Below are 21,984 nucleotides of genomic sequence, written 5' to 3' on the forward strand. Positions count from 1 at the left end.
CCAGCTCCCACAGGGTTTAGCGTTGTCCTGACGCGTTACAGAGTCCAACCCAACCCCAGCGCCTTGTGCAACGACGCAAAGTCCTTGAGCAACGCCGCGTCCCCGGAAATCCGGCTTTCCTGCGCCTGATACCGCGTACGTTCCGCATCCAGCCAGTCCAGCGTGCTCGCCGTGCCTGCTTTATAACGCTGGCGCGTCAGGTCCGCAGCCCGTACCGCCGAAGACTCCACATTACGCAGCAGCACCACGTTCTGCCGCTGGTTGCCATACCGGGCCAACGCCACATCCGCATCACGCAACGCACTCAACACCACGCTTTTGTAATGCGCGAGGGCCTCGTCGCGCCCGGCTTCGGCGCCTTTGACATTGGCCGCCACCCGGCCGAAATCCAGTGCGTTCCAGGTCAAACGCGGCAACAGCAGCCAGGTGCCGCTGTCCTTGCGCGCCAGGTGCCCGGGGTCGGCCGCCGAGAACGACAAGTCACCCATCAGGCTGAGCTTGGGAAACCAGTCGGCGGTTTTCTCGCCGATCTGCGCGTTGCTGGAGGCCAGCTGGCGCTCGGCGACGCGGATGTCAGGCCGTGCTTTCAGGATCGCCGCCGGGTCGGCAAACGGCACCTGGCTCGGGATGGCGGGCAGGGCGCGGGGCGTGCTGAGCTGTGCGTCCAGCTCGCCCGGTTCCAGGCCGCAGAGCAGGTTCAGTTGATCCACGGCCTCGACAATGGAGGCTTGCAACGGCAGTCGCTGGGCCCGGGTATTTTCTGCCTGGGTCAGTACCTGCTCCAGTTGCAACTGTGAGGCCACACCACGGCTGCGCCGTTGCTGGGTCAAGTCCAGCGCCTGCTGCTCGATGTCGACACTGGCGTCCACCAGGGCGAGGCGTGCCTGTTGGTCGCGCAGGTCGGCGTAGGTCTGCACCACCTCGGCCGCCAACTGCACCTGGGCATCGGCCAGTTGCGCCTGCGAAGCGTCGTTTTCCGCCTGGGCCGCCTCGATGGCACGCCGGGTGCCGCCAAACAGGTCGGCTTCCCAGCTGGCATCAAAGCCGGCGAGGTAAAGGCTCAATGGCCCGCGACCGCCGCCACTGCTGCCACCCAGCGCCGAGGTGTCGGGGGAGCGCAGCTTGAGCATCGCCGCATCGCCGGTGACCTTGGGCAGGGCGTTGGCATTGGCGCCACTCAGGCTGGCCCGCGATTGCTTGAGTCGGGCCTGGGCGGTCGCCATGTCGGGGCTGTTTTGCAGCGCTTGGGCCACCAGTTGATTGAGTTGCGGATCGCCGAGGGCTTGCCACCATTGGGCGACACCCGGCGTACTCGACTCGCTGCCTGCGTGAGGCAAGCGCCCGGCCGCCAGGGTTTTTGGCGCGGCATCCGGTGCGCCATGGTAGTCCGGCCCCACAGTACAGGCTGCCAGCAGCCCGACGGTGAAGAGCAGGGGAAGTGAGCGATAAATCATGTTCGTTGGCCTGCCTGCGCCGCGCGCTTTTTCAGGATGAAGATCAGGGGAAGGCACGCCAGCATGGCGAGTCCCAGCACGTAGAACGCGTCGTTATAGGCCATCACCGCCGCTTGTTGGGCGATGTCGTTGGCCAGGTGGCTGAGGGCTTGCAGCGAGGCGGTGGACGGGTCGCCGCTTTGCGCCAGGTAGCTGGCGGTGTTGCTCGCCATCTGGTCCTGGGTCAACTGGGTGTTGGCCTGGATGCCTTCGCGCAGCATGTCGTCATGGAAGTGGCTGCGCCGGTCCATCAGTACGCCGAGCAGCGCCAGCCCCAATGTGCCGCCGAGGTTGCGCGACATGTTGTAGAGCCCGGCGGCATCGCCCGCATCGCGGGTTTCCACCGAGCGCATGGACAGCTGACTGAGGGGCATCATCACCAGGATCTGCCCGAAGCCCCGCAGTATCTGCGACCAGTAAAAATCATGGCCGACGCTCTGGGCGGTGAGCTGGGTGTCGAGAAAACAGCTGGCCCAGTACATCAACAGACCCACGCCGACCATCATCCTGAGGTCCAGGCGGCCAAGCATTCTCGGCAGAATCGGCATCAGCAAAAACGCCGGAATCCCCGACAGCAGCATGATTGAACCTGACTGTTGCGCGTTGTAGCCGGACAAGATCCCGAGGAACTGCGGCACCAGATACGCCGTGCCATACAACCCGGCGCCGACCGCCGTGGCAATCAGCAGCACGCTGCCAAAGCTGCGGTTGAGCACCAGTTGCAGGCGCAGGATCGGCGTGCTCGAGCGGACTTGCCCGACGGCGATCAGGAAGAAACCGATCACCATCGTGATGCTTAACCCGATGATCAACTGCGAGTCGAACCAGTGTTCACGCTGGCCTTCTTCCAGCACCACGGTGAGTGAGCTCAAGCCCATGGCCAGGCCAATGATGCCCAGCCAGTCGGCCTTGATGAATTGCTGAAGGTTCATGCGCTCGCTGGGCAGGCCGGTGATCAGCAGGGTGATCAAGGTGATGCTGACAGGCAGGTTGATGAAGAAGCACCAGCGCCAGTTGATGTTTTCCGTGAGCCATCCGCCAATCACCGGGCCCAACAGTGGGCCGAGGATCACGGTCATGCCAAACATTGTGGTGCCGATTGCCAACTGGTGGGCGGGGAGGCGGGTGCGCACGATGGTCTGCGCAGTCGGGATCATTGCGCCGCCGGCAAAGCCCTGGCCGATGCGCCCGGCAATCATCGCGCCGAGGCTTGAAGACAGGCCACAGAACATCGAGAAAAAAGTGAACATCAACGCGGTGCCGATCAGGAATCGGCGCAGGCCGAATACCCGCGTCAGCCAGGCTGCGAGGGGGATCATGACGATTTCCGACATCAGGTAACCCGTGGCGATCCACGTGCCTTCAGTTCCAGTTGCGCCGATCTGGCCCTGGATTTGCGGGAGTGCCGAGTTGGTGATCGAGATGTCCAGGGTCGCCAGCAACGCCCCCAGCGAGCCGGCGGCGACCGCGATCCAGTCCGTCAGCGAGGCGTTGCGCGGTTTGTCCGCGGGCACCTCGGTCAAGATGGCTTCAGCCATGGTTGGTGTCTGCCGTGTGGGTGCGAGTGTCGACCTCTACGGTGGCGGACAAGCCGGGTACCAGTGCCTGGCGAACGTCGTCATCCGGTACATCCAGGGAAATCCGCACGGGCACCCGCTGCACGATCTTGGTGAAGTTGCCGGTGGCGTTCGACGGCGGCAGCAACGCGAACTGCGCGCCGGTGCCGGGGGAGAGGCTGTCGATATGGCCCTGGATGGCATGGCCGGGCAGTGCGTCTACATGCACGGTGACGGTCTGCCCGGCGCGCATCTCGCCGATCTGGGTTTCCTTGTAGTTGGCGGTCAGGTAGATCGCGCTGACCGGCACCACCGTCAACAGGCGCGTGCCCGGCTGCACGTATTGGCCGACACGCACACCACGGTCAGCCACGCGACCGTCGAGGGGGCTGCGGATCACCGCGTCGTCCACATCCAGCTGGCTTTGCGCTTCACTGGCCTTGGCCACGCCGAGTTGTGCCTGGGCTTGCTTCAGCTGGGCTTCGAGGGTGCCGTAGCGGGTTTGGCTGGAGCGCAATGCGGCCTGCTTGGCGGCCACGGTGCTGCGGGCTTGGGCGAGTTGGTTATTGAGCTGCGCCAGGCGCTCTTCCGGCTCGGCACCGGAACGCGCCAAGGGGGCATAACGCGCGACTTCGGTTTGGGCGTGCTGGGCGTCGGCTTGGGCGCCTTGGAGTTGGGCGCGCGCTTCGGCGATGGTCGAGTCCTGTTGCACCAGGTCGGCCTGGGCCTTGGCAAAGTCGGCCTCGCGGGCGGCAATCGTCGCCGAGGCTTCGTCACTCACCGCCTGGTATTTACGGGCGTCCAGGCGCACCAGCACGTCGCCGCGCTTCACGTTCTGGTTATCCGCCACCAACACCTCGGCTACGTAGCCGTTGATTTTGGGGGCGACGCTGATGCTGTCGGCTTGCAGGTAAGCGTCGTCGGTGGTCTCGATAAAGCGCCCGGTGAGCCACCACCAGGCGCCCCACGCCAGCCCGGCCAACAGCGCCACGCCGGCGAGACTCAGCAGAATCCGTCGGGCTTTGCCGCGTTGGCCGTTGACGGTGGTTTCAGGAATGACCTGAGAAGAGGGAGGTGCAGCGGACATCAAGTCACTCCAGTTTTATATCAGTTGGAATAAATTCGTTTTTTCGCGAAAATTTGTCAACTGGTATATTTTGGTTACGTTAAAAAAATGGAGTTACCCATGGCACGACACAAACCGGCCGCCGAAGGGGGTTATCAGCGGGGTGAAGAAACCCGTGCACGTATTGTCGAGGCTGCCGTCGTGGTCTTTGGCGAGCGCGGCTACGACGGTGCGTCCACCCGGGACATCGCGAATGCCGCCGGGGTCAATGCGCCAGCGATCCAGTACTACTTCGACGGCAAGGAAGGCGTCTACCTGGAATGCGTCGAGCATTTGATCACGCTGTTATGGCGGAAAATGGCGCCCACTGTTGAAGCGGCCGAAAGCGCATTGGCGGAAGACGGCGCTAATGATCAAGGGTTGATCGAAGCCTCATTGGGCATCCTGGGCGCAGTGGTTTCCACGATCCAGGACAGTCCCCAGACTACTGCGTGGCGAGCGTTTCTTGATCGTCATCAGGCTGGACTGTGCCCCGAAAGCGCGACCATGGCTTTCGAGGAACGCTTCAAGGCGCGCATCGCCAACGTGATCCGCCTGCTGATCGCGCGCCTGGCGGGCCTTGCCGTTGACGACGAGCGCACGGTGATTCACTCCATGGCGCTGTTCACCCAGGGCCTGGCGTTTCGGGTGCAGAAACCCAAGCTGCTATCAGCTTTGAACTGGACTGAAGTGAACCAGAAGGAAATGGAGTTGGTGCGGGAGGTGGTGCTGATGCAGGCGCGGTTCACCCTCGAAGGCCTGGTACGGCACCGGGGCCGGCACTGACCTCAGCGCTTGCTGAACGCCAGCCGGGCTGCGAACAGCACAAAGATCATGCCGGTGGTGCGGTCCATCCACTTGATCACCTTTTCGCGTCGCAGCACACCGGCCAAAGGCTGCGTGGCGCCAATCAGTATCAGTGACCAGATCAGGCTGATCACTACATGGATGCTGACCAGGCCGAACGTCCATACCACCATGGAATGCCCCTGGGGAATGAACTGCGGCAGGAAGGAAACGTAGAAAATCCCGATCTTGGGGTTGAGCACGTTGCCCATCATGCCCTTCAAAAACCAGTTGGCGCCGGGTTTCCCATCGGCCTCGACGGGTGCCAGCGAGCTGCGCGGGCGCAACAGCATGTTCAGGCCCAGCCAGGCCAGGTAAGCCGCGCCGCAATACTTCAAGACGTTGAAGGCCACCTCGGACACGGCAATCAACGCGCCCAGCCCAAAGGCAACCGCGGCACCCCATAACAAACAGCCGGCGTTGATGCCCAGGGTGGCGCGCAGCGCTTGTTGCTTGCCCTCGACGGTGGCGGTGCGCAGCACCAGGGCCGTGTCCAGCCCTGGGGTCAGCGTCAGCAGTGTGGCGGCGAAGGTAAAGGCCAGCAGGTTATCGGTGATGGACATGGATATTTACCTGGATAAAGCCCTGGAAATCGTCATCTGCTTCTGCTGCGCGAATTCGGGAGGGCGCATCTCTCGCATGATGGCGGCATGGCTGGCGTCGGTTTCCTCGGGCGGTGGCATGGTAAAGCGCCCGCCAAACAGACGATCCCAAATGCCCATGCTGCCTCCCTGTATACGCGGCTTTCCTTATTGGTGAAGCAGGTTACTGTCATGGACGCAGGGCTGTCGATACTGTGCAAGAATATGGCGCTTAGCCACTTAGGGAACTCAAGGATGAAAACGCTGTGTGCTGCGCTGTTGTTGACGGTTGTAACCACCCTGGTCCAGGCCAATGAGGTTCGGATCGGCTTCCAGGAAATAGTGATTCCCGACGCTGAGCACGGCAGGCCGTTGCAGGTGGCGGTGTGGTACCCGACCCATGCTTCCGGCACACCAGAACTGATTGCTGACAATCCGGTGTTTGTCGGCGCACCCGCCTTGAAGGAGGCCACGCCGGCTGCTGGCGAACACCCGCTGGTGGTGATCTCCCACGGCATTTTCGGCAACTGGATCAACCAGTCGTGGCTCGCCAGTGCGTTGGCCGGGCAGGGTTACATCGTTGCCTCGCCCAACCACCCCGGCACTACCAGCAAGGACCGCACCCAGCCCGCGGCCTCCGAACTATGGAAACGTCCCCTTGATATCCATCGGGTGATTGATGCCGTGATCGCACAGCCAAAACGCTTTGGCGCGGTGGCCGAGCACAAGATCGCCGTGGTGGGGCACTCGCTCGGCGGCTGGACCGCGATGGAAGTTGGCGGCGCACGCTTCGACCCACAGCGCTTTACCGAGGACTGCAAGGTGCATTCCGAGATCGCCCCTTGCAAGGCGTACGACCTGATCGAGGTGGGTCGCACGGAGCAGGCCAAACAGCGCCTGGCCGAGGACTTGAGCGACAAGCGCGTGGAGGCCATCGTTTCGCTGGACCTGGGCTTTGCCCGCGGCTTCAGCGACGAAAGTCTGGCGGCGCTGAACCGGCCCACACTGGTGATTGCGGCGGGTACGCCGTCCCCGGAATTGCCCGCCGCGCTGGAGTCGGCCGACTTGGCCAAGCGCTTGCCGCAGGCCACGTCGCGCTACGTGGAAATCAGCGACGCCACGCACTTCAGCTTCCTGCCCCTCTGCAAGCCGGGCGCGGTGGAGCGGATTGAACAGAGCGACCCCGGTGAAGGCTTTATCTGCCTGGATGCCAAGGGGGCTCGTCCCAAGCCGCAGATTCAGCAGCAGGTAATCAGCTTGATCAGTGAGTTCCTGCAGCAGTCCCTGCGCTAGCCGTTAGCTGCCTTTGCGTCGAGGCGTTATGTTCGATTCCGGTCTGCCGCCGGAATCGCCACCCGACTCGTCGCCTTCACCTCCTTCAACGCCAAACTCGACTGAATCGACGCAATCCCCAACTGCCGCCGCAACACGCTCTCCACAAAATCGCTGTACGCATCCAGATCCTCCGCCAGCACCTGCAACAGATAATCCGCATCCCCAGTGATCTTGTGGCACGCCTGCACCTGCGGCAGTTCCTTGATCACTGCTTCAAAATCTTCCGGCGTATGGTCGGAATGCACCGCAAACCGCACGTGCACAAACGCCATGATTTCCAGGCCCAGCATCTTGCGATCGAGGTTGGCCTGGTAGTCCTTGATCACGCCTTCTTCCTCCAGCCGCTTACGCCGTCTCCAGCACGGCGTGAGGCTAAGGGACAGGCGTTCGCTGAGTTCGGCGTTGGAGATACTCGCGTCTTCCTGCAGCAACGCGAGGATGGCGAGATCGGTGTCGTCAAGTGCGACCTGTTTGGTTTTATTTTTCTTCATGGCGGCTCATTGGGGTAAAAATGCCCGATTACGCTAGCATCGGCGCACATAAAAGCAAAGAAAGCCCACCGTAGCCAGAACAAAATAATCACCTGTCTTTCACGGGTGGATGTCTTTCATGTTGACTGTTTTTAGTGATTCTCATCGTTTGCACCATGGCACCGAACTCAAGGATGGCGTGCTCAAACCGTCCTTCGAACAACCCAGCCGGGCCGACACCGTGCGTGACCGGGTCAAGCATGTGGGCCTGGGCGATATCATCGTCCCGCGCAAGTTTGACCGGGCCTGTTACGTCAACGCCCACAGTGAACGCTACGTGTCTTTCCTGGAAACCGCCTGGGCTGAATGGACCGCCATCGGCCGTGCCCACGACGCCTTGCCGCTGGTGTGGCCGGTGCGTGACCTGGCCAATGAGCAGGTGCCGGAATTCATCGACGGCAAGCTCGGCTTCTTCGCGATGGATGCCGGTTCACCCATCACCAGTGCCACCTGGGAAGCGGTGAAGACCAGCGCCGATATCGCGCTCACCGGCCTGGCGTTGATCGATGAAGGCCACAACAGCGCCTTCGCCTTGTGCCGTCCACCGGGCCACCATGCGGCGCGGGAATACATGGGCGGTTATTGCTACCTGAATAACGCGGCCATCGCAGCGCAGCAGGCGATCACTCAAGGCGCCAAGCGTGTTGCGGTGCTGGACGTGGATTTCCACCACGGTAACGGCACGCAGAACATTTTCTACGACCGCAGTGACGTGATGTTCGTCTCGCTGCATGGCGAACCGTCCGTGTCGTATCCGTACTATTCGGGCTTCAGTACCGAGCGCGGCACAGGGGCAGGCGAGGGCTTCAACCTCAACTACCCGCTGGCAAAAAACACCGGTTGGAGCACCTATAGAGACGCGTTGCTCGACGCCTGCATCCAACTGCGAAAGTTCTCACCTGAAGTGCTGGTGATCTCCCTCGGCGTCGACACCTTCAAGGACGATCCCATCAGCCATTTCCTCCTCGAAAGCCGCGACTTTCTGGGCATTGGCGAGATCATCGCCAGCGTCGGCGTGCCCACCCTGTTTGTGATGGAAGGCGGTTACATGGTCGATGAAATCGGCATCAATGCCGTCAACGTGCTGCATGGTTTCGAGAACAAACACGCCTGATCCCGACCCCATTCCAACAATAAAAACCGCCTGACTTTTTTCTGCCAAAACTCAAAAACATAACAAGAGGTTTTGTGATGAAAACAACTGCGCCCGGGCTGATTGAAAAGCCTGCTTTGCAACGCACCCTCAACAACCGGCATATCCAGCTGATGGCCATGGGCGGTGCGATTGGCACCGGCCTGTTCATGGGCTCGGGCAAGATCATCGCGCTGTCCGGCACCTCGATCATCCTGATCTACATGATCATCGGGCTGTTTGTGTATTTTGTGATGCGCGCCATGGGCGAGCTGCTGTTATCCAACCTCAACTTCAAAAGCTTCGCCGACTTTGCCGGTGCCTACCTGGGGCCGCGTGCGGCGTTTTTTCTCGGCTGGTCGTATTGGCTGAGCTGGAGCGTGGCGGTGGTGGGGGATGCGGTGGTGGTCGGGGGCTTTTTCCAGTATTGGTTCCCGGACGTGCCGGCCTGGATCCCGGCGATAGCGATGTTGCTGACCCTGTTTGCCTTGAATGTGCTGACGGTGAGGTTATTCGGCGAGGTGGAGTTCTGGTTTGCGATCATCAAGATCATCGCCGTGGTGACCTTGATCAGCGTGAGCGTGGTATTGATCGTCAGCTCGTTTGTGTCACCCACCGGTGTCACGGCTTCCCTCAATCATTTGCTGGATAAGCAGGCGGCGTTTCCCAATGGCTTGTTCGGGTTCTTTGCCGGATTCCAGATGGCGATCTTTTCGTTTGCCGGCACTGAGTTGATTGGCACGGCGGCGGCGGAAACCCGCTCGCCGGAGAAGACGCTGCCCAAGGCGATCAACTCGATTCCGCTGCGGATCATCCTGTTCTATGTGCTGGCCCTGGCGTGCATCATCGCAGTGACGTCCTGGGAGCAGGTGTCACCGAGCAAGAGTCCGTTTGTCGAGCTGTTCCTGGTGGCCGGCTTTCCTGCCGCCGCGGGGATTGTGAATTTTGTGGTGCTGACGTCAGCGGCTTCCTCGGCCAACAGTGGAGTGTTTTCGGCCAGTCGCATGTTGTTTGGTTTGGCGGATCTGGGGGACGCACCGGGGATATTCCGACGGCTATCAAAAAGCAGCGTGCCGTTTATCAGCCTGGCGTTTACCACCTTCCTGATGCTGCTTGGCTTGCTGCTGCTGTTTATAGTCCCGGAAGTGATGACGGCCTTTACCATCGTCTCCACCGTTTCGGCGATTCTGGTGATCTTTACCTGGTCGACTATCCTGGCGTCCTACATTGCCTATCGGAAAAAGTGCCCGGAGCTACATGAAAAATCCCTCTACAAAATGCCCGGTGGCGTGCCGTTGGCGTGGGTTTCACTTGGCTTCCTGGCGTTCGTACTTTGCTTGCTGGCACTTCGCCCAGATACCCGCCTGGCCCTTTGCGTGATGCCTGCCTGGTTTATGTGGCTGGCGGTTGCCTACCATTTCTCGCATTTTCGCCACCGACTCCAGCCTGATCAGCACACCGCACGTTAGCGGTCGTCATACAACTCAACGGCATTCAACCCTCGGAAAAGGCCGGCTTTTACGGCCTTTTCATGACGGTTTTTTCATTCCAACATGACAAAGATTTCACAATCTGCGCCATAGACCCCATGCCACAATCCGCAGCGTTTGCAGGGCCGCAACGGTATTCGCTCGAAGGACAGTAAAAAAATAATGTTCACAGGGGCGCAGTAAATGAAACTCTCTACATTAGCGTTGGCCATCACGGCGGCTGTCCTTGCACAACAAGCCAGCGCAGATGGTTTTGGTCTTGGTTCACTCGGCACGGGTGACGGCCATAGCGGCTTCCTCGAAGACAGCCACTCGTCGATCAGTTCGCGCACCATGTACTACAACGCCGACGTTCACTCCGGCACCGCGAACGACCTGCGTGAAGCGGCTCAAGTACTGCGTTTCGACTACAAATCCGGCTACACCCAAGGCACCATCGGGGTAGGTTTTGACGTGATGGCGTTCGGCGCCTTGCGTCTCGACGGTGGCGATGGCCACGCAGCGGGCAATGGCCTGTCGGGTAACGGCAACAGCTTCTTCCCGGTGAAGAACAACGGCACCGAGCCTGCTGACAGCTTCGGTCGTGCAGCCGGCAACGTTAAATTCCGTATTTCCCAGACTGAATTGCACGTGGGCGGTGGTTTGGCGCCGATCCTGCCGATCCTGGTGTCCAACGATAGCCGCGCAGCGCCGCAAACGTTCGATGGCGGTATCCTGACCTCCAAGGACATCCCTAACGTCACCTTCACCGGTGGCGAGCTGAACAAGGCTGAAGGTCGTGCATCGAGTAACTCCACAGGCTTGAGCGTTGCCGGTGCCACTCGCGACAGCGACAGCTTCCGTTTTGGCGGCGTTGACTACCAGCCGTTTGGTTCTTCTGACAACGTCATCGCTAAAAACCTGACGTTGCAGTACTACTACGCCAACCTGGAAGACTTCTACAAACAGAACTATTTCGGCCTGGTGCACGTACTGCCGTTGGGCAATGACCAATCGTTCAAAACCGACCTGCGCTATTTCGACAGCACCAGCGACGGTAAAAACGGTTCGGCCGGCTATGCGTTCAACAACAACGGCGGCTATGCCAAGCACGCTGGTGAAGTCGACAACAAAACCTACAGTGCTGCATTCACGTACCAGTTGGGCGGCAGTCAGTTGATGCTCGGCCACATTGGCGTGAGCGATGACGGCGGCTTCGTCTGGGTCAACCAGGGCAGCATCGCCGACCCAACCGCACAAGGCGCGGCGGGCTCCGACTTCTACCTGTTTACGGACGCAGTGGTTGGGCAGTTCTCCCGCGCGGGCGAGCAGGTCAATTTCGGCCAGTATCTGTATGACTTCAGAACCCTGGTGCCTGGCCTGAAAGCGTCCATTGCTTACCTCAACGGCAGCGACATCAAGGCCAAGGTTGCCGGTGGCAGCGATCAGTCGGAACGCGAAACCGATTTCCGTCTTGATTACGTCGTGCAGGAAGGCCCGCTGAAAGGCTTCGGTACCACCTTCCGTACTGGTAGCTACCACGGCCACAACACCGGCACTGCCGACCAGGATCAAACCCGCCTGATCTTCAACTACACCTACGCGCTGTTTTAATGAGTCGTCGGTAAACGCTCCACCTGAAGGCCGCCCATTGGGCGGCCTTTTTTTTGCGTGGGATTCCCGGCAGAGCAGGGCGCTATAGTTGTTTTTACACAACGCTACGTTTGATCATGCGCGGCAATTCCTAACCTATAAGTCAAGAAAAGGACCGTTCCCATGAAAGTCAGTGCACGCAACGTATTCAAAGGCCAGGTCAGCCAGGTCCAGGACGGCGCGGTCAACGCTGAAGTGGTGTTGACCCTGCCCGGCGGCGAACAGTTGGTGGCGGTGGTGACCATGGAAAGCATCCGCAACCTGGGCATTGCCGTAGGCAAGGAAGCGGTCGCGCTGATCAAGGCGCCGTGGGTGATGCTGATGACTGAATCCAGCGACATCCGCCTGTCGGCCCGCAACTGCCTGGAAGGCAAGGTGCTGAGCGTGAATGACGGTGCGGTGAATGCTGAGGTGGTAATCGAATTGGCGGGCGGTTCGAAGGTGTTTTCCATCGTGACCCGCGATGCGGTAACCGAGTTGGGTTTGAAGCCGGGCGTGAGTGCCACGGCGGTGATCAAGGCGTCCCATATCATCCTGGGTGTGCCGGCCTGATAACACCCCACACAACGTAGCAGCTGTCGAGCCCGAGCGAGGCTGCGTTTGCGGTGTATCTGACACACCGCCGACGCAGCCTCGCTCGGGCTCGACAGCTGCTACGGGATGTCCGGTTGCCGCGGCGTTTGTTGTGGGAGAGGGCTATTGCGCTAAGGCGCCAGCCGGGTGAACACATAATCATGGTTCTTCACCAGCGCCTGGTGGCAGGCAAAGCACGTCTCATGCTGCGCCTGGTCCACCGGTTTGCCATTGATGAACCGCCCAAAACCCCAGCCTCCCGTCGCTGCGTATTTCTTCGAATCCTTGACCATGAACTGCACGGTGGTGGCCGCGCCGGGAATCGACGCGGTCTTGAACTCGGGCGACTGCACATGTTTCCACGCCAGCTTGGCCAGCACGGTGCCGTCGGGGAAGGGCAGCGTACCGTCGCGGTAGGCCTTGAGCGCGACCTTGTTGCCCAGTACCACGCGCAGTTCATTCAACGGGTCGGCTTCCTGGGCCGGCGCGACGAGTTCCCATTGGCGGTAGCCGTCGGGAATCGTCACGCCGTAGATCGGCGATGGCTCGCTGGTGGTAGAGCCGCCAAAGGCGAACCCGGTCGCCGTGGCCACCACGGCGGCGGTTGCAGCGACGAGTGCAGCAAGGTGCAGGCGCTTCATCACAGGTGATCCGCATCAATTACAGCCTTGGCAAAAGCTTGCGGTGCTTCCTGCGGCAGGTTGTGGCCGATGCCGCCGCTGATCAACCGGTACTCGTATTTGCCGGTAAAGTGCTTGGCGTAGTCTTCCGCTGCCGGATGCGGTGCGCCGTTGGCGTCGCCTTCCAGGGTGATGGTGGGCACGCCGATGGACGGGGCAGTGGCGAGTTTTTGCTCCAGCGCTGCGTATTTCTTTTCACCCTGCACCAGCCCGAGGCGCCAGCGGTAGTTGAAGATCGACACGGCGACATGGTCGGGGTTGTCCAGGCCTTTGGCGCTGCGGTCGAAGGTGGCGTCGTCAAACGCCCATTTCGGCGAGGCGATCTGCCAGATCAGCTTGGCGAAGTCGTGGGTGTTTTTTGCATAGCCGGCGGCGCCGCGGTCGGTGGCGAAGTAGAACTGGTACCACCATTGCAGCTCGGCCTTGGGCGGCAGCGGGTTCTTGCCGGCAGCCTGGTTGCCGATCAGGTAGCCGCTGACCGACACCAGCGCCTTGACCCGCTCCGGCCACAGCGCGGAGACGATGTCGGCGGTGCGTGCGCCCCAGTCGTAGCCGCCGAGCACCGCGTGTTTGACTTTCAGTGCATCCATGAAGTCGATCAGATCGACCGCGAGTGCGGCCGGCTGGCCGTTGCGCAGGGTCTTCGCCGACAGGAAATGTGTGTCGCCATAGCCGCGGGCGTAAGGCACCAACACCCGGTAGCCCTGGGCGCCCAGCAGCGGCGCTACTTCGGAGTAGCTGTCAATGTCGTAGGGCCAGCCATGCAGCAGGATCACCACCGGTCCATCGGCCGGGCCGACTTCGGCGTAGGCCACATCCAGCAAGCCGGCCTTTACATGCTTCAACGGGCCAAGCGCGGTGTGGGCACTTGCGCTGGCAACCGCAGGTGCTTGTGTGTCCTGTGCACTGGCTACGCCGACGGCACCGAACTGCAACAGCGCAAAGGCCAGCAACGACGCGCCCATCAGGCGGCGGGGTTTGAAACCGGGCGGGGTGTTCAACTGTGTGTGCATGGTGAGTCTCCAGCGGCGGGTGATGTGCCTGGCTCACAGTTGAACGCAGTTGTGTATCCCGCCTGTTTCGGGAAAACCCTTGGGTTAAAGCTTTTGTATCGCAGAGTGGTTTGGACACACTGCGATACAAGGCAGGTTAATGATTGGCGTTGGCCTGGAGCGCGTCGAAGAAACCTGCCAGGTCGTGATTGAATCGGTCGGGCTCTTCGGCGAACGGTGCATGGCCGGCGTTTGCATACAACCTACTGTGCACCTGTGGATTGAGCTGTTTCGCCCGGGCGATGGCCGGCCCCGCCTGGACCAGGGCATCGCGGGCGCCATACAGCAGCAACACCGGCACTTTCGCGCCGCCCAGGCCTTTGGCGGCGTCGACCGTCATGGATTGCACGGCGCGCTGCATGTCCCAGGAAGCCATGGCTGCGTTGGCCAGCAGGCGTTCGAATGTGCGGCTGTCGGGTTGGGTGTGAAAACACAGGGCCAGGAACTCGCGCACGGTGTCCAGATGAGTCTTCAGGTTTGGCGAGTTCAAGTCGCGGTACACCTCGGGATGCGCCACGATTTGGTCCGCCTTAAGCTCAATGACGCCGTCGACATACACCGCGCCCGCAATCTGGCTATCGCCGTACCGGGACAGGTAGTTGGAAATCACTGCGCCGCCAAGCGACCAGCCGACCAGTAAGGGTTTGTCGGCATGGGAGGCGGTTATCACCGCATTGAGATCATCCGCCCAGCGACGGCCTTCGATGTAGGCCGCGTCTTCGGTGGGTTTGCTCGAAAGGCCATGGCCGCGCAGGTCGTAGGTGATCATGCGAAAACGTTGTAGTTGCGGGCTGTTTACCTGCGCTTCCCAGTTCAAGTGACTGCCCAGCAAGCCGTGAATGAAGAGCAGGGTGGGGCCGTCGGGGTTTCCTGATTCCTGGACCGTCAGGGTGACGCCGTCCGGCGCGGTAACGGTATAGGTGTTGGTCTGGGCAAGGGCGGCCGCGGATACGGCAAGCAGCACGCCTGCCAGCAACAGTGCGCACAGGCGACGGGTGAGGGTACGAAAGGGCATGAACGGTGCTCCGGTTCAGGGTCGGTGCCCTAGCGTCAGCCCTCACACTGGTGTGAGGGTCAAGGGGGAAAATCGTGTTATGTTTTTTCGATGAAAAATACCCAAGCCTCCAGCGCCTTGAGCATCGGCGAACTTGCGCGGCAGAGCGGCGCGAGTGTGCGTTCGATCCGCCATTACGATGAGCATGGTTTGCTCACGTCCAGCCGTGCCAGTAATGGCTATCGCACGTTTCCCGCTGCGGCCGTGGCGCAGGTCCGGCAGATCCAGCGGATGATCGCGACGGGCTTCAGCCTGGCCGAGATCCGCAGTTTCCCTGACTGCATGCGCATGATCGAAGGGGCTGCCGCGTGTTCGCAGACGTCCGCTGCCCAGCGGGAACGACTGGCCTCGATCGAGCGGCAGATTGCCGACCTTGAGCTGCGGCGCGCACGGTTGCTTAAAACCCTGGCTGACGGGGTCATTCCGCCGCTGGATTAATCCGCGCGCGTGGCCACGAACACCAGGCTCGGCGCCTGCCCGGGCACATCGTCCAGCTCATCGATGGGCCGCATACCGATTTTCTCCAGCACCTTGATCGAGGCTGTATGGGCCGGACGCACCACGCCGTACACCTGCGGCTGGTCCAGTTCGACAAAGCCAAACTGCAACGCTGCCCTGGCAAGCTCCGTCGCGTAGCCTTGGCCCCAGGCGCTGACCGCGAAGCGGTAGCCCAGGTTGATTCGCTCAACGTCGTTGTACTTGTACAACGTGATGCCGCCGAAACCGATCACACACTCCGGCGCCTCCCGGGTCGCAATCGCCCATTGGCCGAAGCCATGTTCTGCCCAGTGCTTCAGCCAGCGAGCCAGGGCGGCCTCGGCTTGACCCAGGTCGGTCAAGGGGCCCGCCGGGTTGTAGCGGTTGGTCTCGGGATCGCCATAAATGGCGAATACACTGGCCGCATCGTCGACCGTCGGGGCCCTGAGAATCAGGCGTGAGGTGGTTATCGGGCGAGTATTCATGGATGGGCTCTGGTCCTTGGAGCGAGAGAGAAGGTGTTCACCTATATTTATCCTGCTTTCGGCGCTCTAGCACGCTTGATTCAGTTGTTAGGGCTACTGGCAGGATGCCACAATGGCACTTTGTCGCGGCAGTAAGATCAGGCGGACCAAATGAATGGCCTTGGGCGTGGGCAGGACCAGGATTGCTTCATCGAGGAGCAGGTACGAACAGATCGATTGCACCAGCTGTTTCGCCAATCATTTTCTGCGGTGTTCGGCAGTTATATGGCCGCCGCAATGCTCTGCTGGCTGTGCTGGGAACGTTTTGATCACTCGGTAATGCTGGTCTGGCTGGTGGTGCTGGCGGGCACGTCGCTGCTGCGAGTGTCGATGTTCATGGCCTGGTTTCGCTGCCCCAACAGTGATCGCACCCCCGCACGCTGGGAACGGCGTTACTGGGTGACGCTGATGTTGTCAGCCGGGGTCTGGGGGATCGGTGCACTCGCGCTGATGCCCACCGACGACCGACTCTCCCAGGCCCTGGTGATGTTGTTCACTGTGGGCATGTCGGTCAGCGCCGTTTCTTGTTATTCGGCCTATCGCTACATGACCCTGGTCTCTATGGGCCTGGTTCTGCTGCCATGCACCCTGTGGCTGCTGTTTCAACCGTCCTCGATGCAAGTCGGCATGGCGCTGGCGGTGCTGGTGTTCTCTTCGTTTGTTGGCGGCGCCACGCGCAAGTTGTCGGATGCTTTGGAGAAAGCCTTTCGCCTGACTCGGCAAATGGAACGTGCCCACAATATCTCCACCCGCGCCGCACAAACCGACGAGCTTACCGGGCTGATGAACCGCCGGGCGTTCTTCGAGCATGCGCAGTTGCTCTACGAACAGTGCCGGCATAACCAGCAGCCGTTGTGCGCGCTGATGATGGACATGGATCACTTCAAAAACATCAATGACACCTACGGCCACCAGGCCGGGGACCAGGTGCTGCGGCAGATCGGCGGGGTGATCAGCGCGTCGTTTCGCCAGGCCGATGTCTACGGACGGCTGGGGGGCGAGGAGTTTGCGGTGCTGCTGCCGGATACGTCGCTGGAGACCGGGCGGCACATCGCCGAACAGTTGATCAAGGCCATCGCAGGGCTGGCCAGCGAGCCGGTCCATGGGTTGACCGCGAGCCTCGGCGTGGCCTGGGCTCGGGCGGTGGACCAGGACCTGCACGGCTTGATGAACACCGCAGACAAGGCGCTGTACCGCGCCAAGGCCCTCGGGCGCAACCAGGTGGCCGTGGCCGAATAGGGCTCAGCCTTTGAGCAATGCCTTGGCCAATACCTGTGAGACCTGGTCGGCGGAGTAGGGCTTGGGCAGGAAGGCCAGGCCTTCGTAGCCGCTTTCTGCCAGCTCCTCGCTGTAGCCCGAGGTCAGCACCACCGGCAAGCCAGGCCTGCGCCGCCGCAGTTCCCTGGCCAGCGCCACGCCGGTGATGCCGGGCATCACCACATCGGAAAACACCGCATCGAAGCCCTTTACCTCTGTACCGGCCAGCTCCAGGGCCTGTTCGGCATTGGTGGCCCAGGTGGTCTGGTAGCCCAGGTCCTGGAGGATCTGATTGGCAAAACGGCCCACTTCCAGGTTGTCTTCCACCACCAGAATATGGCGCTGGGCGCAGTCCGCGATCAGGCCACACCGCTCGGGGACGCAGCGCTCGAAGCCCTCTTCGGGCACCACTTGCGGCAGGTACAGGGTAAACACCGTGCCTTGGCCGACCTCGCTGGCCACATCGACGTTGCCGCCTGACTGCTTGGCGAAGCCGAACACCTGGGACAGCCCAAGGCCGGTGCCCTTGCCGACTTCCTTGGTAGTGAAAAACGGTTCGAAGATGCGCTCGAACGTCTCACCGGGAATCCCGCTGCCGGTGTCAGTGAGGGAGATCGCAATAAACGCCTGACGTGAGCCGGCGTCACCGCGGATGCTCGGCAGTGTCTGCTCGGCATCCAGGCGCAGGGTCAGGGTGCCCTGGCCGTTCATGGCGTCCCGGGCGTTGAGGGCGATATTGATCAGTGCGGTTTCAAACTGGCTGGAGTCGGCGCGGATGTAGCACGGCTGCCCCGGCATTTCGACGCGCACCTGAATCCGTGCGCCAGTGACCGTCTCGAGCATCTCGCCGATGTTCTTGACCCGCTGGGCCGCATCGAACACTTCCGGGTTGAGCGGCTGGCGGCGGGCGAACGCGAGCAACTGGCTGGTCAATTTCCCGGCCCGTTCCACGGTGTCGGTGACGGCGCTCATGTAGCGCTGGCGACGTTCTTCAGACAGGCTCGGCAGGCGCAGGAAATCGACGGATGAACGAATGATGGTCAGCAGGTTGTTGAAGTCATGGGCCACGCCTCCGGTCAACTGGCCGATGGCTTCGAGCTTTTGCGATTGGCGTAATGCGGCTTCGGTCTGGGTCAGCAGGGCAGTTCTTTCGTTGACACGCTGCTCCAGGCTCGCATTCAACTCGGTCAATCGTCGCGACAGGACAACGGTGGCGGTGGTTTCGGTGACGGTGTCGAGCATGCCGACCACCTTGCCCTGCACGTCGCGGATCGGGCTGTAGCAGAAGGTGAAGTACGCCTGCTCCGGCGCGCCGCCCCGTTCGATCGTCAACGGGTAATTTTCGATAAAAGTGGCTTTACCGGCGAAGGCTGCGTCGGCAAACGGACTGATTTGGGGCCAGGCTTCCTGCCAGATGTGGCTGAAAGGCCGCCCGAGGGCATCGGGTTTGTCGCCAAGGATCGGGATAAACCCATCGTTGTACAGCGTGATCAGCGAAGGCCCCCAGACGATCGCCTGGGGAAAACTGGAGGCAAGGCATAGCGCGACGGTGGTCTTCAATACGTCTGGCCATTGGTCCAGCGGCCCCAGTGGGGTATTGGCCCAATCGTGATGCCGGACCCGTTCGGCCATTTCGCCGCCGCCTTGCAGCCAGTTTGTCATTCGGTGAACGCCTTCTTTGCCACGGTTTGCTGAGCAGGGATGCCAAGCAACAGACACCCCTGGACCCAGCCAGTTCAGCGGGATTATCCACTAGATGGCACTTTAATGCCTGCGCTGGACAATGACCCGCCAAACCGCCTTCAGACCACGCTGATCGCAACCTCGATATTGCCGCGAGTGGCCTTGGAGTACGGGCACGTCTGGTGGGCAAGGTCTACCAGTGCCTGGGCGGTCGAATGTTCAATACCCGGCAAGCTGACCCGCAGGCGGGCTTGCAGGTAATAGCCGTTTTCCGGGCTGTTCACCAGGTCCACTTCGGCGCTCACCGCAGTGTCGGCCGGCAGGCGGATTTGCAGGGTTTGTGCAGCTTTGCCCATTGCGCCGATGAAGCAGGCGGACCAGCCGGCACCAAACAGTTGCTCGGGGTTGGTGCCAGCTGCCTTGGAACCGGGCGGCGACAGCTTGATGTCCAGTTGCAGGTCATCGCTGTGGGACGCGCCTTCACGGCCGCCAGTGGTGTGGGTTTTGCCGGTGTAGAGCACGGTGCTGTTCTGGGACATGACGGTTTCCTTGTGAGTGGCCCGGGGCGGGCCGGTGTGCACAGGAAACCGCGCTGGCGTATCCGCAATGTGTCATCGCCAGTGGCGCCGCGTCTCGCAGTGTGTCGCCTCGGCGCGAAGATACGTTGGGATACAAACCGCTACTGCTGCACGCCAAACAAGCCCGTCCAGTAGATGCCGGCATCACTTTTCGGGTCCATGGCGTAGGCGGCGCCCATCTCGCGGAACTGCGGGTTCATCAGGTTGGCGCAATGCCCGGGGCTGGCGAGCCAGCCGTCGACCACTTTGCGCGGGGTGTCCATGCCGGCGGCGATGTTCTCGCCGATCTGCTGGCCGATGTAGCCCGCCAGTTCAGCCCGGTCCCCCGGCGTGCGGCCGTCGTGGTCGAGGTGATCGAAGAAGTTGCCATTGGCCATGTTGCGGGCGTGGCCGGCGGCGGCGGTGGCCAGTTCTTCGTTCCAGCTCAGGGGTGTGGTGGCGGCAAAGGCCTGGCCGCCACACTGGTGGGGTAGCTGGCGGGCGGCGTTGATGAGGTCGAGGACCTTCCTGCCTTCGGTCTGGGTCTCGCCCAGGCCACTGGTCAACAGCGGACGGGCCAGCACGATGCGCCAGTCCTGGCCGCTGTTGCTCACGCCGATATCAATGAATTGCGGGTCGAGCACCACCCGGCAAAAACTTTCACGCACGGCTTTCATCGCGGCTTCGGCGTTCTTGGGCCCCGACAGGCTGATGGCCTGGACGTTGACCATCGGGTACGCCGCCCGCGCCAACGCCTGCTGCAGATCGCCGACGCTGTTGACCGGCAGCACCAGACGCGTGTCGCTGGCCAGCGGAGGCAATTCCTGGGAACCCTGAGTGCCGCAGCGCTGAACCTGGCTGCGGTATTGATTGATCGAGTCGACCAACAGGCTTTCTTCACCCGCCTGCGCCTGGGCGCTAAACACCAGACTGGCGGCCAGCGTCGTAAGACCCATCATCAATGACAGAACGCGCATGGACGTTTCCCTTGAGCTTGAAAGTGCCCATGATGCGCGATGAAGGGGCATCCATGCACCCGTTGGTCCGAACTTTTTGCCTCAGTTCTTGAATGCCGAGTGTTTACGGCCCTGATCGCACAGGGCGAACACCACCACCAGCAGCGATGAGATGGCGAGGATTATCACAACGCCATCAGTGGAGTGGGTGGCCGACGCCGCAACCATCGACAAGGCGCCTAATGGCGCGAGGCCACCTGCGATCGCGGTGCCGATTTCACGCCCGGTGCCAAAGCCTGAAGAGCGGGTCTGGGTCGGGAACTGCCGGCTCAGGAACGAACCCTGGGGCGCGAACATCATCGGGGCGAGGATGCCGGTGCCCACGCCGATGGCGATGTAGATCATCAGGCTCTCACCGGTATTGAGCAGCGCCAGGAACGGGTAGGCAAACAGCAGCGACAGCAGGCCGCCGAGCATCAGCACGGTCTTGCTGCTCCACTTGTCGCACAACCAGCCGAAGCACGGCACGGCGACGATGGCGATCAGGCTGGCGATGGTCACCGACAGCGACGTCACGTGCACATCTACGCCCTTGAACTGGGTCAGGTACGCCAGGGAAAAGGTCTTGAAGATGTAGCTCAGGGCGTTGTAGCCAATCGCCACGAAGAACACCACGGCCAAACCCTTGAGGTCATTCTTGAACAGCGCCTTGAGCGGCGAGGCCTTGGCCTTCGCGGTTTCCTTGCTCAGTTCTTTGAACTCCGGGGTTTCCGGGATGCTGTTGCGCACCCACAGGCCCACACCCACCAGCGCGATGCTGCAAATGAACGGAATCCGCCAGCCGCCGGCCAGCAGGAATTCGTTGCCGTTGATGGTCAGCAGGTACACGGTCAGCGACGACAGCAGCAAACCCAGGTTCAAGCCCAGCGCCGGCCACGCACCCTGGCTGCCGCGCTTGCCTTCCGAGGCGTGCTCATAGGAAGTGACCGCCGCGCCGGACAATTCGGCACCGGCGCCCAGGCCCTGGATGATGCGGATAAACACCAGCACGATCGGCGCCCAGATGCCGATGGAGGCGTAGCTGGGGATCAGGCCGATCAGCGTGGTGCACACGCCCATCATGCAGAACGTCAGCACCAGCACTTGTTTACGCCCGAACTTGTCGCCCAGGTAGCCAAACAGAATGCCGCCGAACGGGCGGGCGATAAAGCCGATGGCAAAGGTAGAAAACGCCATCAGCGTGGCGGCCTTCGGGTCGCTGTTATCGAAGAAGATCTTCGAGAACACAATCGCCGCCATGGTGGCGTACAGGTAAAAGTCATACCACTCCAGCATCGAGCCGAAGATCGTCGCGGCCGCGACTTTGCGCAGGCGTTTCTTGGTTTGCTCGGGGGTTTCAACGTCCGGGGTGCGGGCTGTTGCCGTCATTCTGTACTTCCTTATGAGTCATTATATTTATTGTCAAAGTGAG

22 protein-coding genes are annotated in these 21,984 nt (G+C 61.4%); 8 read left to right on the forward strand and 14 right to left on the reverse strand.

What is annotated here, in order from left to right:
* Positions 1-35: 35 nt before the first annotated feature.
* Genes BLU46_RS31005 through BLU46_RS31015 form a run of 3 tightly spaced genes read right to left on the reverse strand, consistent with a single transcriptional unit; the run spans position 36 to position 4,136 of the window.
* The gene (locus tag BLU46_RS31005) at positions 36-1,454 is read right to left on the reverse strand and encodes an efflux transporter outer membrane subunit (RefSeq protein WP_093209540.1); all 1,419 of its coding nucleotides are present in this window, start codon (positions 1,452-1,454) and stop codon (positions 36-38) included.
* Positions 1,451-3,031 (reverse strand): DHA2 family efflux MFS transporter permease subunit, encoded by a 1,581-nt coding sequence (locus BLU46_RS31010; RefSeq protein WP_093209542.1) that lies wholly within the window; start codon positions 3,029-3,031, stop codon positions 1,451-1,453. The genes BLU46_RS31005 and BLU46_RS31010 overlap by 4 nt, the downstream gene beginning before the upstream one ends.
* Positions 3,024-4,136, reverse strand: a complete 1,113-nt coding sequence (locus BLU46_RS31015; RefSeq protein ID WP_093209544.1) for an HlyD family secretion protein — start codon at positions 4,134-4,136, stop codon at positions 3,024-3,026. The genes BLU46_RS31010 and BLU46_RS31015 overlap by 8 nt, the downstream gene beginning before the upstream one ends.
* A 99-nt stretch (positions 4,137-4,235) precedes the next feature.
* Here BLU46_RS31015 and BLU46_RS31020 point away from each other — a divergent pair, with 99 nt between their 5' ends.
* The gene (locus BLU46_RS31020) at positions 4,236-4,940 is read left to right on the forward strand and encodes a CerR family C-terminal domain-containing protein (RefSeq protein ID WP_017475540.1); all 705 of its coding nucleotides are present in this window, start codon (positions 4,236-4,238) and stop codon (positions 4,938-4,940) included.
* A gap of 2 nt (positions 4,941-4,942) precedes the next feature.
* Here BLU46_RS31020 and BLU46_RS31025 read toward each other — a convergent pair whose 3' ends face one another.
* Both BLU46_RS31025 and BLU46_RS32955 read right to left on the reverse strand, forming a co-directional pair.
* Positions 4,943-5,563, reverse strand: coding sequence for a LysE family translocator (locus BLU46_RS31025; RefSeq protein WP_017475541.1), 621 nt, complete (start codon positions 5,561-5,563; stop codon positions 4,943-4,945).
* A gap of 6 nt (positions 5,564-5,569) precedes the next feature.
* Positions 5,570-5,722 (reverse strand): hypothetical protein, encoded by a 153-nt coding sequence (locus BLU46_RS32955; protein WP_157721320.1) that lies wholly within the window; start codon positions 5,720-5,722, stop codon positions 5,570-5,572.
* Between the two features lie 114 nt (positions 5,723-5,836).
* On the opposite strand from BLU46_RS32955, the gene BLU46_RS31030 reads away from it, so the two are divergent.
* On the forward strand, positions 5,837-6,874 hold the full coding sequence (locus BLU46_RS31030) for an alpha/beta hydrolase family protein (protein ID WP_093209547.1): 1,038 nt from the start codon (positions 5,837-5,839) through the stop codon (positions 6,872-6,874).
* Between the two features lie 26 nt (positions 6,875-6,900).
* On the opposite strand, the gene BLU46_RS31035 is transcribed toward BLU46_RS31030, so the two are convergent.
* Positions 6,901-7,407 carry an Lrp/AsnC family transcriptional regulator gene (locus BLU46_RS31035; protein ID WP_063029728.1) on the reverse strand — a complete coding sequence of 169 codons (507 nt, stop codon included), beginning with the start codon at positions 7,405-7,407 and terminating at the stop codon, positions 6,901-6,903.
* 118 nt (positions 7,408-7,525) lie between these two features.
* On the opposite strand from BLU46_RS31035, the gene BLU46_RS31040 reads away from it, so the two are divergent.
* The 4 genes from BLU46_RS31040 to BLU46_RS31055 all read left to right on the forward strand — a co-directional run bounded on the left by BLU46_RS31040 (position 7,526) and on the right by BLU46_RS31055 (position 12,252).
* Positions 7,526-8,560, forward strand: coding sequence for a histone deacetylase family protein (locus BLU46_RS31040; RefSeq protein ID WP_093209550.1), 1,035 nt, complete (start codon positions 7,526-7,528; stop codon positions 8,558-8,560).
* Positions 8,561-8,637: 77 nt separating this feature from the next.
* Positions 8,638-10,047: an amino acid permease gene (locus tag BLU46_RS31045; protein WP_093209552.1), complete on the forward strand. Its 1,410-nt coding sequence runs from the start codon at positions 8,638-8,640 to the stop codon at positions 10,045-10,047.
* A 204-nt stretch (positions 10,048-10,251) separates the two neighbouring features.
* On the forward strand, positions 10,252-11,661 hold the full coding sequence (locus BLU46_RS31050; protein WP_063029734.1) for an OprD family outer membrane porin: 1,410 nt from the start codon (positions 10,252-10,254) through the stop codon (positions 11,659-11,661).
* A 162-nt stretch (positions 11,662-11,823) separates the two neighbouring features.
* Positions 11,824-12,252 (forward strand): TOBE domain-containing protein, encoded by a 429-nt coding sequence (locus tag BLU46_RS31055; RefSeq protein ID WP_063029736.1) that lies wholly within the window; start codon positions 11,824-11,826, stop codon positions 12,250-12,252.
* A gap of 152 nt (positions 12,253-12,404) precedes the next feature.
* Here the strand turns inward: BLU46_RS31055 and BLU46_RS31060 are convergent, their stop codons facing one another.
* The 3 genes from BLU46_RS31060 to BLU46_RS31070 form a co-directional block, all read right to left on the reverse strand.
* Positions 12,405-12,914, reverse strand: coding sequence for a cytochrome P460 family protein (locus tag BLU46_RS31060; RefSeq protein WP_063029738.1), 510 nt, complete (start codon positions 12,912-12,914; stop codon positions 12,405-12,407).
* Positions 12,914-13,966, reverse strand: coding sequence for an alpha/beta fold hydrolase (locus tag BLU46_RS31065; protein ID WP_093209555.1), 1,053 nt, complete (start codon positions 13,964-13,966; stop codon positions 12,914-12,916). Before BLU46_RS31065 ends, BLU46_RS31060 begins: the two co-directional genes overlap by 1 nt.
* Before the next feature lie 136 nt (positions 13,967-14,102).
* Positions 14,103-15,020, reverse strand: coding sequence for an alpha/beta fold hydrolase (locus BLU46_RS31070; RefSeq protein ID WP_093209558.1), 918 nt, complete (start codon positions 15,018-15,020; stop codon positions 14,103-14,105).
* A 90-nt stretch (positions 15,021-15,110) separates the two neighbouring features.
* Between BLU46_RS31070 and BLU46_RS31075 the strand changes: the two genes are divergently transcribed.
* Positions 15,111-15,497, forward strand: coding sequence for a MerR family transcriptional regulator (locus tag BLU46_RS31075; protein WP_063029744.1), 387 nt, complete (start codon positions 15,111-15,113; stop codon positions 15,495-15,497).
* Here the strand turns inward: BLU46_RS31075 and BLU46_RS31080 are convergent.
* Positions 15,494-16,021, reverse strand: coding sequence for a GNAT family N-acetyltransferase (locus BLU46_RS31080; protein WP_063029746.1), 528 nt, complete (start codon positions 16,019-16,021; stop codon positions 15,494-15,496). The genes BLU46_RS31075 and BLU46_RS31080 overlap by 4 nt on opposite strands.
* 150 nt (positions 16,022-16,171) lie before the next feature.
* On the opposite strand from BLU46_RS31080, the gene BLU46_RS31085 reads away from it, so the two are divergent.
* Positions 16,172-17,299 (forward strand): GGDEF domain-containing protein, encoded by a 1,128-nt coding sequence (locus tag BLU46_RS31085; RefSeq protein ID WP_063029748.1) that lies wholly within the window; start codon positions 16,172-16,174, stop codon positions 17,297-17,299.
* Positions 17,300-17,302: 3 nt separating this feature from the next.
* On the opposite strand, the gene BLU46_RS31090 is transcribed toward BLU46_RS31085, so the two are convergent.
* The 4 genes from BLU46_RS31090 to BLU46_RS31105 all read right to left on the reverse strand — a co-directional run bounded on the left by BLU46_RS31090 (position 17,303) and on the right by BLU46_RS31105 (position 21,941).
* Complete coding sequence (locus BLU46_RS31090) at positions 17,303-18,979, reverse strand: ATP-binding protein (RefSeq protein WP_063029750.1); 1,677 nt, start codon at positions 18,977-18,979, stop codon at positions 17,303-17,305.
* A 140-nt stretch (positions 18,980-19,119) separates the two neighbouring features.
* Positions 19,120-19,539, reverse strand: a complete 420-nt coding sequence (locus BLU46_RS31095) for an organic hydroperoxide resistance protein (RefSeq protein ID WP_093209561.1) — start codon at positions 19,537-19,539, stop codon at positions 19,120-19,122.
* A 140-nt stretch (positions 19,540-19,679) separates the two neighbouring features.
* Positions 19,680-20,534 carry a CAP domain-containing protein gene (locus tag BLU46_RS31100; protein WP_063029755.1) on the reverse strand — a complete coding sequence of 285 codons (855 nt, stop codon included), beginning with the start codon at positions 20,532-20,534 and terminating at the stop codon, positions 19,680-19,682.
* A gap of 81 nt (positions 20,535-20,615) precedes the next feature.
* A complete protein-coding gene (locus BLU46_RS31105; protein WP_063029757.1) occupies positions 20,616-21,941 on the reverse strand; it encodes an MFS transporter in 1,326 nt (441 codons plus the stop codon).
* Positions 21,942-21,984 lie beyond the last annotated feature (43 nt).

Origin of the sequence: Pseudomonas yamanorum (assembly GCF_900105735.1) — a bacterium.
Classification (GTDB): Bacteria; Pseudomonadota; Gammaproteobacteria; order Pseudomonadales; family Pseudomonadaceae; genus Aquipseudomonas; species Aquipseudomonas yamanorum.

Bases quoted from the DNA above. Each gene is read 5' to 3' on its own strand.
- BLU46_RS31035 (WP_063029728.1), bottom strand. From the start codon at position 7,407: ATGAAGAAAAATAAAACCAAACAGGTCGCACTTGACGACACCGATCTC.
- BLU46_RS31070 (WP_093209558.1), bottom strand. From the start codon at position 15,020: ATGCCCTTTCGTACCCTCACCCGTCGCCTGTGCGCACTGTTGCTGGCA.
- BLU46_RS31020 (WP_017475540.1), top strand. From the start codon at position 4,236: ATGGCACGACACAAACCGGCCGCCGAAGGGGGTTATCAGCGGGGTGAA.
- BLU46_RS31100 (WP_063029755.1), bottom strand. From the start codon at position 20,534: ATGCGCGTTCTGTCATTGATGATGGGTCTTACGACGCTGGCCGCCAGT.
- BLU46_RS31050 (WP_063029734.1), top strand. From the start codon at position 10,252: ATGAAACTCTCTACATTAGCGTTGGCCATCACGGCGGCTGTCCTTGCA.
- BLU46_RS31065 (WP_093209555.1), bottom strand. From the start codon at position 13,966: ATGCACACACAGTTGAACACCCCGCCCGGTTTCAAACCCCGCCGCCTG.
- BLU46_RS31075 (WP_063029744.1), top strand. From the start codon at position 15,111: ATGAAAAATACCCAAGCCTCCAGCGCCTTGAGCATCGGCGAACTTGCG.
- BLU46_RS31085 (WP_063029748.1), top strand. From the start codon at position 16,172: ATGAATGGCCTTGGGCGTGGGCAGGACCAGGATTGCTTCATCGAGGAG.
- BLU46_RS31025 (WP_017475541.1), bottom strand. From the start codon at position 5,563: ATGTCCATCACCGATAACCTGCTGGCCTTTACCTTCGCCGCCACACTG.
- BLU46_RS31080 (WP_063029746.1), bottom strand. From the start codon at position 16,021: ATGAATACTCGCCCGATAACCACCTCACGCCTGATTCTCAGGGCCCCG.
- BLU46_RS31095 (WP_093209561.1), bottom strand. From the start codon at position 19,539: ATGTCCCAGAACAGCACCGTGCTCTACACCGGCAAAACCCACACCACT.
- BLU46_RS31055 (WP_063029736.1), top strand. From the start codon at position 11,824: ATGAAAGTCAGTGCACGCAACGTATTCAAAGGCCAGGTCAGCCAGGTC.
- BLU46_RS31045 (WP_093209552.1), top strand. From the start codon at position 8,638: ATGAAAACAACTGCGCCCGGGCTGATTGAAAAGCCTGCTTTGCAACGC.
- BLU46_RS31030 (WP_093209547.1), top strand. From the start codon at position 5,837: ATGAAAACGCTGTGTGCTGCGCTGTTGTTGACGGTTGTAACCACCCTG.
- BLU46_RS31005 (WP_093209540.1), bottom strand. From the start codon at position 1,454: ATGATTTATCGCTCACTTCCCCTGCTCTTCACCGTCGGGCTGCTGGCA.
- BLU46_RS31105 (WP_063029757.1), bottom strand. From the start codon at position 21,941: ATGACGGCAACAGCCCGCACCCCGGACGTTGAAACCCCCGAGCAAACC.
- BLU46_RS31015 (WP_093209544.1), bottom strand. From the start codon at position 4,136: ATGTCCGCTGCACCTCCCTCTTCTCAGGTCATTCCTGAAACCACCGTC.
- BLU46_RS31090 (WP_063029750.1), bottom strand. From the start codon at position 18,979: ATGACAAACTGGCTGCAAGGCGGCGGCGAAATGGCCGAACGGGTCCGG.
- BLU46_RS31040 (WP_093209550.1), top strand. From the start codon at position 7,526: ATGTTGACTGTTTTTAGTGATTCTCATCGTTTGCACCATGGCACCGAA.
- BLU46_RS31060 (WP_063029738.1), bottom strand. From the start codon at position 12,914: ATGAAGCGCCTGCACCTTGCTGCACTCGTCGCTGCAACCGCCGCCGTG.
- BLU46_RS31010 (WP_093209542.1), bottom strand. From the start codon at position 3,031: ATGGCTGAAGCCATCTTGACCGAGGTGCCCGCGGACAAACCGCGCAAC.
- BLU46_RS32955 (WP_157721320.1), bottom strand. From the start codon at position 5,722: ATGGGCATTTGGGATCGTCTGTTTGGCGGGCGCTTTACCATGCCACCG.